General features: G+C 50.0%; 14 protein-coding genes. 1 reads left to right on the top strand and 13 read right to left on the bottom strand.

Annotation, left to right across the window (positions count from 1 at the left end; translation table 11 throughout):
* Window positions 1-109: 109 nt before the first annotated feature.
* Genes CKQ54_RS23075 through tssB form a run of 13 tightly spaced genes read right to left on the bottom strand, consistent with a single transcriptional unit; the run spans window position 110 to window position 12,220 of the window.
* On the bottom strand, window positions 110-736 hold the full coding sequence (locus CKQ54_RS23075; protein ID WP_120162309.1) for a DotU family type IV/VI secretion system protein: 627 nt from the start codon (window positions 734-736) through the stop codon (window positions 110-112).
* Window positions 733-2,127, bottom strand: coding sequence for a type VI secretion system baseplate subunit TssK (gene tssK, locus CKQ54_RS23070; RefSeq protein ID WP_120162308.1), 1,395 nt, complete (start codon window positions 2,125-2,127; stop codon window positions 733-735). The genes CKQ54_RS23075 and tssK overlap by 4 nt, the downstream gene beginning before the upstream one ends.
* On the bottom strand, window positions 2,127-2,702 hold the full coding sequence (locus CKQ54_RS23065) for a type VI secretion lipoprotein TssJ (RefSeq protein ID WP_120162307.1): 576 nt from the start codon (window positions 2,700-2,702) through the stop codon (window positions 2,127-2,129). The genes tssK and CKQ54_RS23065 overlap by 1 nt, the downstream gene beginning before the upstream one ends.
* On the bottom strand, window positions 2,699-3,757 hold the full coding sequence (gene tssA, locus CKQ54_RS23060) for a type VI secretion system protein TssA (protein ID WP_341868561.1): 1,059 nt from the start codon (window positions 3,755-3,757) through the stop codon (window positions 2,699-2,701). Before tssA ends, CKQ54_RS23065 begins: the two co-directional genes overlap by 4 nt.
* A gap of 17 nt (window positions 3,758-3,774) precedes the next feature.
* A complete protein-coding gene (locus CKQ54_RS23055) occupies window positions 3,775-4,074 on the bottom strand; it encodes a PAAR domain-containing protein (RefSeq protein ID WP_112286583.1) in 300 nt (99 codons plus the stop codon).
* The gene (locus tag CKQ54_RS23050; RefSeq protein WP_120162305.1) at window positions 4,074-4,589 is read right to left on the bottom strand and encodes a DUF6931 family protein; all 516 of its coding nucleotides are present in this window, start codon (window positions 4,587-4,589) and stop codon (window positions 4,074-4,076) included. Before CKQ54_RS23050 ends, CKQ54_RS23055 begins: the two co-directional genes overlap by 1 nt.
* A 13-nt stretch (window positions 4,590-4,602) precedes the next feature.
* Entirely contained in the window at window positions 4,603-6,516 is a 1,914-nt protein-coding gene (locus CKQ54_RS23045) for a type VI secretion system Vgr family protein (RefSeq protein ID WP_120162304.1), read from the bottom strand.
* 3 nt (window positions 6,517-6,519) lie between these two features.
* Window positions 6,520-7,467, bottom strand: a complete 948-nt coding sequence (gene tssG, locus CKQ54_RS23040; protein ID WP_120162303.1) for a type VI secretion system baseplate subunit TssG — start codon at window positions 7,465-7,467, stop codon at window positions 6,520-6,522.
* Complete coding sequence (gene tssF / locus CKQ54_RS23035) at window positions 7,458-9,260, bottom strand: type VI secretion system baseplate subunit TssF (protein ID WP_120162302.1); 1,803 nt, start codon at window positions 9,258-9,260, stop codon at window positions 7,458-7,460. The genes tssG and tssF overlap by 10 nt, the downstream gene beginning before the upstream one ends.
* A gap of 12 nt (window positions 9,261-9,272) precedes the next feature.
* Window positions 9,273-9,689 carry a GPW/gp25 family protein gene (locus CKQ54_RS23030; RefSeq protein WP_120162301.1) on the bottom strand — a complete coding sequence of 139 codons (417 nt, stop codon included), beginning with the start codon at window positions 9,687-9,689 and terminating at the stop codon, window positions 9,273-9,275.
* 52 nt (window positions 9,690-9,741) lie between these two features.
* Window positions 9,742-10,233 carry an Hcp family type VI secretion system effector gene (locus CKQ54_RS23025; RefSeq protein ID WP_120162300.1) on the bottom strand — a complete coding sequence of 164 codons (492 nt, stop codon included), beginning with the start codon at window positions 10,231-10,233 and terminating at the stop codon, window positions 9,742-9,744.
* Between the two features lie 29 nt (window positions 10,234-10,262).
* Window positions 10,263-11,744 (bottom strand): type VI secretion system contractile sheath large subunit, encoded by a 1,482-nt coding sequence (gene tssC / locus CKQ54_RS23020; protein ID WP_120162299.1) that lies wholly within the window; start codon window positions 11,742-11,744, stop codon window positions 10,263-10,265.
* Window positions 11,741-12,220: a type VI secretion system contractile sheath small subunit gene (gene tssB, locus CKQ54_RS23015; protein WP_120162298.1), complete on the bottom strand. Its 480-nt coding sequence runs from the start codon at window positions 12,218-12,220 to the stop codon at window positions 11,741-11,743. The genes tssC and tssB overlap by 4 nt, the downstream gene beginning before the upstream one ends.
* A gap of 526 nt (window positions 12,221-12,746) precedes the next feature.
* Here tssB and umuD point away from each other — a divergent pair.
* Window positions 12,747-13,166 (top strand): translesion error-prone DNA polymerase V autoproteolytic subunit, encoded by a 420-nt coding sequence (gene umuD, locus CKQ54_RS23010; RefSeq protein ID WP_120162297.1) that lies wholly within the window; start codon window positions 12,747-12,749, stop codon window positions 13,164-13,166.
* The last annotated feature ends 13 nt before the right edge of the window (window positions 13,167-13,179 follow it).

The raw sequence follows: 13,179 nt of genomic DNA, 5'->3' as shown, positions 1-13,179 counted from the left end.
ATAAATAATTTCTTGCTCTAGAACTGATGAGATCACCAGACAGACAATAAATAACACGCACAGAAACAAAGCCCACGCGACAAAGGAAGTTAATTTTTTTAACATAATATTATCCGATAAACATTCCTAAGCCAGCGAACATAACCAACACATAAATAACCAGGGGCAATGAGAGTAATAACCACTTTCGTTGACGGATTTTTTTTATCACAACACTGTTTTTTTCAATGCATCCGCCGTCCTGCTCTACCAGCAAAGCATCATTTGGCCAATGACGCCAGGCTTCGGGCAGGCACTGACGTTCATCGTCAATACGTTGCTGCAACAACGAAGCGTCCTGATGAGTATATTTACCGTGAAATCCCATCAGCAGACAGAATAAATACACCATTCTGAGTGAGACATTTTCTTTATCAATTGCATCAAGCCAGACAAAAAACTCCTCACCGCCGACGGAAATATCAAAATAATATTTTTGCAGTAAATTACTGCGCCAGTTTTTCACCCAGGCCGCTTGTGAACGTAATACCCTTTCATCAATCCAAAGCACGACCGCAAAAAAGGCGTCTTCACATTCCTGAGGTTCATGATGGCGTTCAGATTCATTTAATGCCTGCTGTAATAACGTTATGCATTTTTCGCGAAACCCGGCGTAATCCGCATCATCCTGCGGATTAATAAAGAACGCGGTGACCTGCCGGAACAACGGCAAATAACAATTCAGTAAAGTCATCATGACGGCACCACAAAAATAATCTGTACCTGAAGATCGTCAGGCATATCCGGCCAGTAAAAAGCAATGCTGTTGTGCTGACTGGCTTTACGCCACAAATCGCTGTCTTGCTCAACCATGAAATAATGCGAGTCGCTGCGGTTAGGCACACCACGTGGCGGTTGAGGACAACGCGTCACAGGGATCCCCGGCAAGGCATGCTGGATCAGCGGTTCAATTACTTTTGGCGACGCCAGTTTGATGCCACCCGGATTTTTGACCTGACGATTTTCCATCGGCATGCTGGCTGAACGTAAAAGCAACAACACCATTTCAGCATCTTTACTTTGTGTAGTGTCGAAATCGCCGATGAACACACCCTGCTGATCGTTCTCTAGAGTGATGTAAGTGTTGTCTTCGAGAACCAGACTGTTGAGCAGAGTAATCAATGTCTTACGCGCACTGTCAAAACAGCTCAGCAGATCATTATGGTTATAGGCCTGTAGCGGATTTTCACCGTCACGCCATTCACCCAGGAAAGAACAACTGTCGTTGAAGGAGGAGAGTTCACCGATCAGCTGGCACAATACGTTATATACCTGCCACGGATGGATCTGACGGGCCTGACAAAAGCTTTTCAGCTGGGGTAGCACGCGGTTCAGCGAACGCATAGCCAATAGTTGAGTCACCTGATCACCACGGTCTGCGTCACTGACCAGACGTTCAGAACGCTTATATTCTTCAAGTTTTCGGGCACGGGCACTCATTTCAAAATAGAGTGTTTCGATCAGTTTACCGAGGCTGCCCGATCCAAAGAGCGTCACCGCAGGCGCCGAAAATGCCGGATCAATAATCACGCTTTCGTTTTCATAACGCAGCCGGGTGAGCGGAATACACTCACAGTCAACGGCATCGGCTTTTTCGACATCGGTCAGCAATCTTACGTTGTAACAAAGGCGCGCCACCGTCGCGTCGGGGGCGTGGTCATAGACATCTTTCATCACCCGCTCTTCGCTGGTATTTATCCAGCGGGTGACCGCACGGTCATGCTCTTTTTCCAGCGTCGTGACATTACTGTGTAAAGGATCGAACCGGCGCAGCGCCAGCCAGAGTGTCAGTGGCTGATCACGCTGTTTCCACATATCGCGGAAATTGCGCTTTTCTACCAGGCTGTTACCCGGTTGCGACAGCAACGTGCCGCCGGGTAAAATACAACGGATCTGCTCAACGCTGATGACGTAATCGCTTAGCGCTGCCTCATTTATTGTCAGCTCAATCAGCCCGTAATTATAGGGTTGGGCAAGACGCAGATGTTCAGCCAGACTCCATTCGTAATGCAGGTCAAGTGACTGAAAATGCTGAGGCTGAAGATAAAGCCCTGAGTGCCAGTAAATTTGTTGTTGTTCCGGATACATTAACGTTTTTCTCCGTCAGTGGCGGGAACATCTGCGCTGACGATACTTTCACTGCCCAGCGTGACCGAAAGGGTGAGCGGTGTTAAATGTGCCTGCCAGACCGGTTCCCACCAGCCGGTGCTGGTGGCTTCAACCGGCACCGCTGTGCTGACCATGTGTTTTTTTACCGGGAAGGGGTAATAACCCGCCACCAGTGCCACATTGCGGGTATCCCTTGCACGATCGACATGCACGATATTGGTCTGGCCTGGCATCATGACGTAACGGTCTACCTGCAGAACTTCACCTTCACTGCCCGCACCAGCGAACAAACTTTTCAGCGTGGCAGGATTACCCAGCAATTTCTCCAGCGCCGGTTTGTCTTTCGCCTGCAACAGCAACACCGTGCAACTGTTAGGCATCTCATTGACAGCGTTCAGCCCCGGTTCAGCCCGCAGTTGCAGGGTAATTGCACCGTTTGCAAAAGGCGCAGGTGCCTCATCCATGGCTTGCTCACGTCCCTGGTCATTGTCTGAAACGCAACCTGCAAGAAGCATTGCGGCCAACATCAGCCCCGCCCGTTTTTTACCCGTCATTCTCTTCCGTGCCCTTTAAGAACATTGTTGATATCGCGCATACTGCTGTCATCCTGCAACATTTCCTCCAGCCACTCGGTCAGGGTCATTCCTGCCCAGCGTGCGGCCCGTTCCATCAAAAAAGGCACCGGGCTGGAGGGTTCGGTCTGGCGAAAGAAATGGGCGATGGTCAGCATTTGGCTGATAGCCAGATCCCGCGACATGGTCTGTTTATGGGTCGTGTTCATCAGTGAATTAACGTCGCTTTCCTGTTCATCGTCATAAGGCGTTAATACGTTAAGTGTCATCACGTCGTCATATGCGGGTGCCGCACGATCAAACAGGCGCTTCACGAATTCCTGCATTTCGACCGTCGCACTGCGCGTCTGCCCCATTGCCACAGAATCTGCCTGTGGATTGAGCTGACCGTAGGCCGTTTCCAGCGCGTCCAGTGTGGCGACCATCTGATTCAACATGTCACTTTTCGCAGCGACTTTTTGCGGGGCCAGTGCAGCGGCCCAGCGGTTGAATGTTTCCATCGAGAAATCGTCATCACTGCCCGGCACTGCGGCGCTGTCAGGTTTCATGGTGACGCGATGCTCATACGCGAGAACTTTCCGCCAGTGATCGAGTGTGCTTTCCGCCTGACCGAATATAGGATGGCATTGCAGCAATTGCGCAAGCTGACGATCCAAACGATTGATCATGCCGTGGCGGATAATCGCACCATCGTCATCCAGTGCCGGCCACCCGCTCTGCCAGTAGCGTTGAATAAAGGGTGTAAGAAAACCGATCCCGGCGAGCAAACCATTGAGCCCATGCACCTGGCTCAGGCCTTCCGTCAGCCAGCATGCGACCTGGAAATCCTTACTGTTCTCCTGCAATACCTTTGTGCTCAACCGGACGACTTTGCCCCAGTCAGCCTTGCGCAATTCAGTCGCCCATTCGCCCTGTGGCAAATAGTCAGGATCGCTTTCCCTCGCCTGGCGGATATCGTCAAAGATCTGCTCATATTCCATATCACGGCCGGCAGGCTGGTCGGCATCGAGAGGCGCCAGCAGGGGCTCAAAGTTCATTATCATGTCTATACGCTCTAAGAAATCAGGACGGTCGGACAACCCGCAACGATGGTTCCGCCATGCGCGGTGCTGTCGCCCATACGCGCTGCAGGTTTTCCGCCGATAAGCACTTTGCTGCTGCCCATCACCACCGAATCTGGTGGCCCGACGCAGACTGCCATCGATCCCATTGTGGCGGCAGGCATCCCGCCGATCAGAACAGTTGGCGTCCCCGGCGTTGTTACCGGCCCGCCAACGTGCGGAATGGGCGGCAAACCCGGCGTAACCATCGGGCACACATGCATATCGCCGACTCGGGCAGCGGGTTGGGCCATCAGTTAACGCTCCGTAAAGCCAGCCATTCAGCCAGCAAGATTTGCGCGCCGGTGTGCGGCGGGGTATCTGTTGCTATCGCCACACTGAGTAATTTCAACGCACAGAGCAGCATCAGCCGTGACAAATGAGGTTCGGGATAAACTGCTTCGAACTCTGCGGCCGTCATACTGCCCTGCATCCAGAACAGCGATAAACCGAGGGCACCGGGCGGAGTATCAAACCCCAGCAATTCAGCCTGCTGGAAAATACTAAAACGCAGTGCGTCATCGGGTGCGCTTAGCCACTGGCTGATGTCGCTGGTGCAGTGTTTTACCGCTGTGTCCTGCGACCCGGCGCGCTTTAGCACCTGCTGCAATGTCCAGGCCATCAGTTTTTCTTGTGGCTCTTCCGCCGCCAGGCAGGCCAATGCATCTTCCCATTGCCCTGCCTGCATCAGACGCACGGCATTTTCAGCGGTACTTTGCAGCGGGTTGTGCGTTGCGAGTGCCTCGGGCGAGAGTAATTTTTCTTTCATGTTATGTTTGTCCTCAGCCGATCATTGTCACGCCGCCCTTGATCTGGGTCATACCACTACCCTGAACAGTGACCATTGCGCCTTTAAGTTCTGCCGTCCCCTTGCCCTCGATTTTGATCGTGGTTCCGCTGAGCGTAATACCGGAAGGAGAAATAGAGATTTTGCTGCTGCCAACTTTGAATTCGATCGTCTGGGTGGATTCAATGACGCAGGCTTTATCCGCTTTAACGGAACTCCCACCCCCGCTGATTTTTAACTGATGATCGCCACCGCTCAGGCTTTCCTGCAGGTTGCCTTTTATGTCCAGGCTGTAATCGCCCTGTTTAAGCGTCAGGGATTGGTTGCCCTTTGTTATTTCGGTGGTGCGGTTTTCACCGATGGTTTCCGTGACATTTTTAGAAATGTCGGAAATCACATCGTTTTTTACCGTCAGCAACAGATCGCGTTGCGAGGTGATGATCAGCCGTTCTGCGCCTTTTTTATCGTCAAAGCGCAACGCATGCCCTTCTTCAACACTGGCGTTAAGCGAGCTGCGTGACACGAATCCGGCGTGATTTTTTTCCTCCGGCAAGCTCAGCGGTGGTTTGTTTTGACCGTTAAACACCGTACCGGTCACCAGTGGATAATCCGGGTTGCCCTGCACGAAACTGACCGTGACTTCGCTGTTGACGCGAGGCAGGAATACGGCACCAAAGCGCCCGCCAGCCCAGGGTTGTGAAACCCTTACCCAGCAGGAACTGCCGTCGTCGTGTTTGTTTTCCCCGTCCCACGGAAACTGAATTTTGATGCGACCGTATTCGTCTGTATGGATTTCTTCTGATTTGGGACCGACGACGACTGCCGTGAGGATACCTGCGATTTCAGGCTGTTTCGTAAGACACGCGGGACGCCAGGCGAGGCTGTCTTTCAGCACGGTGAGTTCGCAACTGAAATCAGGACCACTCTGGTCAATGCTGCTGGAAGCCCGCATGTGTACAGACTTAATACGGTAATCGCCCGGGCATGAAGGGTGAGCGCTCAGATGGAATTTATCGCCACAGCCTAGCCACCAGATACTGGCTTCTGCGTAGAACTGCTGGTTGTCTGACTCAAGCTGTTCCATTTTCAGCCGGGCACCTGATTGCAGTAATTCACGTTTTTCATGGCCATCAGTGTCAACATAGCTGACACCCGGCACTGCATATTCAGCCACCACAGCCTGAGATCCACCTTCAACACTGGCCGCCTGGACCATGTTAAAACCCTTCAGCAATACGGACGATGCCGCCAGAGAAGAGCACGCCACCCAACTCAGGATCCCGACGCCATCACCCCGCCCTGCCTGAGGCATAAAGGGTAATTCTGCCGTTTTGCCGGTCTGGTGGCTGGAAGGATGATCGGCCAGCACCAATGTGTGTTGTCCGGCGTCGTGCTGGAAGTAGTAATAAATACCTTCCTGCTCAAGTAAGCGACTGATGAAATCAAAATCGGATTCACGATACTGGATGCAATATTCACGGGGCGTATATGTTCCGCGCAAGCGTAAATCAATGTGGTTGATATTCTGCTGACGAAGCAGCTTGCAGACTAAATCCGGCACGGTAATATTTTGAAAAACCGCCAAATTACGCCCCAGACGCAACAGCGCCATACGCGGCTCCAGCGTGCCAGTGAAAGTGCTGAGACCATCGGCATTGTTGTCTTCTTTGATGTTCGTCAGCACGCCGTGAACGTAGCGTTTTTGATTGCCACGACCCATCTCGCAGGCAATTTCATGCCCCAGAAAACGGCCCATCTGCCCGGTAATTAACGATGTACGAAACTGAATCTGATAGCGGAAGGTGTCAGAAAACTGCTCATCACCTTCGATATGCATCAACGTTAGTTGATCCGCAGCGTTCCCGACAAAGCGGATAAACCGGTTGTCTTGCCCCAGTAAGTTTGACATGTTCTATTTTCCTTCCCGGCAGACGGGTAAACGAATTTTATGCAGCTCAGCCGCCGGAGAAGCACCAAGGCAAATATCCAGCCCGAGTTGCCCGTTCCCCAATGGCGTAACGACGTTTGATTTATTCTCAATAAGCAGGTCGATGTCGAAATCCAGTCCCTCACCGACATATTCGCGAATATGCGACCATAGTTTTTGGTAATGCTTTCCCTTTGGTAAATACTGACCCGCGTTATGCATCGGCACGGGTCCCAGAGTGACCGTAAAATGTGCCTGCCGGTCCCAATAGACACCGCCCAACATCGGGGCGACCGCCAGCGGTTGAGCCGGATTCCCCAGGCAGCAACAAAGCGCAGGTTCCATCGCTTGCCATCCGCCGGTAAAAGGCGTGACTTTCACGCCGACCGAGAACCGGTGCTTAAGCCAGGTTTCAAAATTGAGCATGGAGCGGACTGAATGCGAAAAAAGGTCGGCAAATTGCTCCTGCTGTAATGAAGGCGAGCTGTTTGTCACGCCAGATAACGCACGCAGCGCCGAACTTAGCGGCCGTGTTACGCAGAATTCTGCCATCGCGTAGTAGTGATATTTCTGCCACGCGAGATAGCGCAGGCTATGTAACCGGTGATTAAAAATATCGAGGAAAGCCTTGGCGGTCACATCCCCGTGCCGGTAGTAACGCTCAATCATCCATTCGGTATACACCGTCGGCAATGCGCCCAGTGTTCCCGTCAGCCCGTGTCCTGACACTTCAACCTGCCAGCGCTGCTCTTCGAGCGGTGTCACTGCGGTAATTTCACCTCTCGGCGCATCCAGAGAGAGCGGCGAAACGAAATAAAGCTGTTCTTCAAGCACCTGCTTGCTGTCAGTCCCCTGCCCGCGTGTCAGCCTGCGCAACATGGTGCGCACCTGCTGGAAAAAGTTATGTGGGCTGAGAATTTTATTCAGATCCATAACAGTCGTCCCGCGCGAACGGGCCAGGTACATGCTGTTTCATCGCGGCCATCGATGCAGGTCACTACGCGGGTAAAGCTGTTGACTGGGGAATACAGCGCCAGGAAGCAGTCGATAAAACGGCACAGCAAAAAATACTCAACCTCTTCGGCAGCCTCACCGGCAAAGGTCATACGAATTTCAATGCCGCGCGCCATTGAACGGGGATCCTGTGGATTCAGGCGGGCGACAACGGGGCGGGCACTGACGCTTTTAATCAGATTAATCAGACGGCTAATGCCTGGATTATCCGTAAAGTTGTACAACGCCAGCGACTCTTTAAGGACGCGTGCGCCTTCCGGCCCACTGATCAGCATATGATTGAGCGAAAGCTGAGAAATAAGACGCCAGCGAGTAGCCTGTTTCACTGGCGGTCTGACCGGCAACGTCGGGCGTGTCAGCGCGATAATTTTCATGCCCGCAATCGGCAGTTCTGATTCAAAATCGCCGTCAGGATCGCCATTACGCATAGCGGCGGGCACATCCCGGTTGGTACAGGACAGATTCAGACTGACAATATCGCAGCCGGGCACCAGCGGTTTTTCTCCCCGGTCAGAAAAAGCGATAAACAACGTGGACGCCACGCCCTCATTGAGCAGGGTTTCACGACGCATGCATTGCCAGAAAAGCCCGGACTCACCGTCGCTGGCCGAATGATCCAGCCCAAACAGCGGATAGATGGGACGGGAGCGTGTTTCATTGCCCTGCTTACGCATCGCACTGACGCTGTCCACAGACCAGACTTCCATCGCATCCTGATAACGGATGTCCGGGATCACCGGATATTCAGCGGTTTCATGGTCAGGCGAAATCGGCTCAGCACGGTGCGCGAACAGGTTAATGGCAGGGGTGCAATTGAGCAGGAACAGATTTTCATCCACCGTACCGGCTATCTTTTCTAGCTGGCGCGCCATCGCGCAGCGATTAAATTTCACCACCAGTGACAATTCTGTCTGTCCGCCAGCGACCATTGCCGCGGGCAGCGGCATATCAATAAAATGAAACTTTTGCGGGAAGAAAAAATAGTCCTGCAACAAACTGTGCGTCGGCGAAACCCGTGAATCCCCGGACAACAACCCTTCATCCTCGCCAAAGCCCACGGCATGTATCGCCTGCGGCGACAAGCTATGACAGTGGTCTTGCGCAAAAAGAGACAGACTCTCCACTTCACTGCACAGCAAGGTATAAAAGATGTTAACGATGGTGCTGGTACCACGCAGATGGATCCTCAGCGTCTCCGCCGTCAGCGTAGCGCCAGGCCAGACTGACAGCTGCATTTTCAGACTCCAGCTCATGTCATCATCATCAAGATGCAGACTGGCTTTGTGAAGACTGACCGGCTGAAGTGTCACCGGATAGGTGGTGCGAAAACGACAAATCTGCCCGTTGACCGGACGGGAATATAACGCGGTACCAGCGTCGATACGGTTACTGGCCGTCAGCGCACTCACCTTACTATCCGGCAACATTTGCACGATGCACACCGAAGGAAAAGGACGCAGAAACTGCGGTGCCAGAACCGTCAGTAATGCATCAGTGACTTCCGGCATATCCTCATCAAGTCGCTGCTGAATTTGGGCAGTCACCAGGGCAAAAGACTCGATCATTCGCTCAATATGCGGATCTTCTGATGTTCCTTCTGACATGCCTAAACGTCTGGCGACCTTGGGAAAATGGCGTGCGAAGGCCTTTCCCTGCGTTTTCAGGTAAGCGAGTTCATTCTGATAATAAGAAATTAATTTTTTCGCTAACATAATTAATACCTGTCACTCACGCAGAGAAAATTGACTGATAACATCGTCCCATATAAGCCGGTAGCGAACTTCACCAGCAGAAGTCTCAGCGTCAATGATGAATGAACACAAACTTCCGTGCTCATTTCCTGGCGTAACGCGGATATTTTTCAACCTCGGTTCAAATCGTTGCAATGCAATTTCAATACGGGACTGCATAATGGCATTACGTTCAAGGCGAGGTGTATCGCTGGCAAATACATCACTCACACCATAATTAAGAATGGATTCATTAATTAATGGCGTTTTATCAATTCGATAACTTCTGGGGCGTGAAGACAAAAGCAGCAATATCTCTTCAATTAACATGCTGCTTTTGTCTTCGGCCACATCAGGACAATTTTGGTCTTTCGGATTATCATCAGATAATTGCTGTAATAAACTTTTCATTAACACACCGTGAAACAGTGCATGTCGAAACATGCACTGATGATTTGAAAAATTACAGCTTGGTATTCTCAACCAAATTCCAGCCCACAGGACCTTGTTTGCTGGTTTTACCGTCTGGCTCAACCATATTGGTTTCGAATGTCATCTGACCAAAGACGAAGCTCAGATTTTCACTCGGCACTTCACCTTCAGAGTAAGCAGCAAAGTTGTAGCTGGTCAGCACACAGTTTTTGTAGGTCAGTTTCAACGCCTGAACCATTTTTTCGCCCTGGAACAATGCTTTAACAATGGAGATTTGTTTAAGATTGGTGCCCTGAGCAACCATGTTAGCCAGTTGCGTTGAAGTGGTGTCCATTACTTTTGAGAATGAAATCGCATCAAAATTCACGCCATCGCTGTTTACCTGACCGCTGGCATTATCGATTTTTGCAGAGCAATACACACCGAAGTTCATATTCTCAACAGCAATCCAACCCTCAAAACCTTTATTACTTACGGTGCCTTTAACGCCTTCAATTTGCATAAAAAGGGATTCAGTAGCCATGGTATTTCCTTATAGTGTTGATTAAATATTTATGCACCGGTTGATGCAGGGAGTTCCGCTACCAGACGCAGCGACATGCTGAGACCTTCAAGCTGGAAATGCGGTTTCAAATACGCAACGGCGCGATAACTGCCTGGTGAACCTGGGACATCAACAACTTCCACAACTGCCTCACGCAATGGATGACTGGCTTTAATTGTTGGCCCTACATTGTCGGAACCCACCACATATTGGTTGATCCAATTCTGCAGGAAATGCTGGCATTCAGATTTGGACATAAAACTGCCCACTTTATCGCGCACGATGGATTTTAAATAATGAGCAAAGCGCGACGTTGTCATAATATATTGCAACTGACTGGACAATTTAGCATTCGCATTAGCCAGTTCAGAATCATATTTGCGCGGTTTATTTGTTGATTGCACAGCGAAGAACGCCGCATAATCCGTGCCTTTGCAATAAACCAACGGAATAAAGCCCAGATCGGCTAATTCTTTTTCGCGACGATCGGAAATCGCTACTTCAGTCGGGCATTGCATGACTTTTTCGCCAGTTTGCGAAATATAGTTATAGGTCGGCAAGGATTTGACCAGACCACCGCCTTCGACACCGCGGATCGCAGCGCACCAGCCATGTTCTTCGAAAGCTTCGACCATACGGCCCGCTAATTCATACGCAGCATTCACCCATAGGTAGCTTGCACCATCATTGTTTTCTGCAATTTTTTCTTCGAAATTGAAGGCCTCTACAGACACGGTTTTAGCGCCATAAGGCAGGCGCCCGATAACACGCGGCAGTGTTAAGCCAACATAACGGGAGTCGTCGCTCTGGCGGAATGATTTCCAGCGGGCATAATCAGAGGTATCAAATAACTTGCCCAGATCACGCGGACGCGGCATCTCAGAATACGAGCCCATACCGAACATGCCTGGATTCGCGGCACTCAGGAAAGGTGCATGTGCTGCGGCAGCGACATGAGAAATCTGTTCCAGCAATTGCAGGTCTTCCGGCATGGAATCAAATTCGAAATCACCGACAAAAGCAGAATAAGGATCGCCCCCAAAGGTGCCGTATTCGCTTTCATAAATGCTTTTAAATAAGGAAGACTGATCAAAATCGGAGGCTGATTTAAAATCACGCAGCAGTTCTTTCTTCGTGCAGTTAAAAACGCGCACTTTGGTATTTTCTGTCACGCTGCTTTGCACAAGCTTGTGCAGACCGCGCCAGGAGGATTCCATACGCTGAAATTCCGGCGCCTGGATAATTTTGCTGACCTGGGAAGATAACAATTCATCAATGGCGGCAATACGGGCTTCAATGCTTCCCACCAGATCATTAGACACAATGACCGCACCGGATGCCACTTCAGACAGGAAGTTATCCAGCTGCGTTTTTACTTTATGCCGATCAGATTCCCGGCGAATAGCCTGAGTATTATCGATGATCTGATCAAGATAATCATTTGATTGCTCAGCCGGCGCTGAGGTATTCATGACCTGAATATCACTCATTCAGCATCTCCTTTTGCAGGTTCTGCGTCTTTATTCAGGCTCTCAAGCAATTCAACCAACTGTTCTTTCAGGCGATCATTGCTGGCTGTGCGGTTACGCAAATCGCTCAATTGTTCACGTAATTCAAGCAGTTTGCGCAGAGGCTCAACTTGCATAGCCACATTCTCAGGCGAGAAATCATCCATACAGTTAAATTCCAGCGAAACGGCCATCTGACCTTCTTTTTCCGGTAATGTGCTTTCGATCAACATGTCAATTGCCGGGCTCATGCCTTCCATCACATTGTTAAAGTTGTCTTTATCAATATGTGTGAAACGACGATCGCGCAGAGACATTTCATCTTTGGCAAAATCACCAATAACGCCCATGACTAAAGGCAATTCTTTTTTGGATTCAGCGCCGCCAACTTCCACGTCATAGGTTATTTGAACGCGAGGAGGGCGAGCTTTGCTAAGTTTATGTTGTGTATTGCTCACAGATAAATCACCATAATAGAGGGGAGGTAATTAAAATACAGTGGCAAGGATAGACAATTGCTTTTTCTTTTTAAATATCTTTCTGCTTACTAATATATTAACTTTATTTAATTAAAATTAAATCAATTAAATCATGACATTATAAATACATTACATTTATTTACTTATGAAAAGCACACATTTATAGAAACTTCTCTACCTCTATTAAATAATTAAAAATTTCATGTGACACCATAATACGTAGAAATTTTAATTTTCTAAAAATAATATCTTTTAACACTTTATTTTGTGTGCAGTTTGCACAGGGCAATTGTTTACTGTCTAAAAATAGCTCGAATAAATTACAAACCTCATAATTTTATTGTCTCCCGGTCTGAACGCCGTTGTACGTCGTGAAACAGGATATAGGCGGAACACTAAATTTTCTGTCCGCACAGGCAGATAGGATTTTCTTCATCTGACAGGCTTGATCCGTGCCCCTTCAGCGTGAATACTGTATATAAAACCAGTATCTCGAGAAATGAGTATGATGTTGTACACACCCGCAGAACATCTGCAAAAAATCACCCTGCCGTTATTCCTGGATCGCGTGCCTTGCGGCTTTCCGTCTCCGGCGCAGGATTACGTGGAGTCGCGTATCGATCTGAACAAGCTGCTGATTGCCCATCCCAGCGCGACCTATTTTATCCGTGTTTCCGGCCATTCGATGAGCGATGCCAACGTCAACGAAGGCGATTTGCTGGTGGTGGACAGCGCCCTGACAGCGGTTGATGGCGATATCGTAGTGGCGGCGGTGGACGGGGAATTCACAGTAAAAAAATTGCGGACTCATCCGGTGCTGCAACTGGTACCGATGAATCCGAATTATCAGCCGATCACTTTCCAGGATGAAGAGTCGCTGGAGATATTTGGCGTAGTGACGTTTATTGTTTACGCCGCACGATGAGGAAGCGCGAGCC

The organism is Rahnella variigena, assembly GCF_003610915.1.
GTDB classification, from domain to species: Bacteria; Pseudomonadota; Gammaproteobacteria; order Enterobacterales; family Enterobacteriaceae; genus Rahnella; species Rahnella variigena.
Note: the sequence above shows the minus strand (reverse complement) of the source record. Positions and strands in the feature narration are given on the sequence as shown.